This is a genomic window from Caballeronia sp. LZ029, assembly GCF_031451275.1.
In the GTDB taxonomy this organism is placed as follows: Bacteria; Pseudomonadota; Gammaproteobacteria; order Burkholderiales; family Burkholderiaceae; genus Caballeronia; species Caballeronia jiangsuensis.
In genome coordinates, this window is the sequence record NZ_JARUXO010000058.1 from 1 (window position 1) to 342 (window position 342).

The window sequence follows — 342 nt, forward strand, 5'->3', positions numbered from 1 at the left end:
CGATGTTGTAGGTCGCGTAGTAGCGCGCCGGATCCACTTCCTCCGGCGTGATGAATTTGATTTCAGGGTAGGCGCGGCGAAACAGCGGCGCGATCAGCGCGGACATCGAGCACGTCAGGCGGCAGCCATGCTTGCGCTGGAACTTGACGGCGTAGGGAAACCAGCCCATCAGGTCGCCGAGCGTGCCGACCGGAAACTGGATCAGCACTTCACGGTCCTTCGCGTCGTAGCGATGCAGGATGGCCGCGTCCGCATCCTTGCCGCGCTTCTGCACTTCGAGTTCGAAGGGCACGAAATATTTCTTGCCGCTCGTCACCGCGCCCGCGCCGATGTCCGTCTCGA

Annotated in this window: 1 pseudogene; it reads right to left on the reverse strand. The window is 62.6% G+C overall.

The features are described 5' to 3' along the window. Positions 1-342: pseudogene (locus QCE73_RS34030) on the reverse strand (autotransporter strand-loop-strand O-heptosyltransferase); the annotation flags it as partial.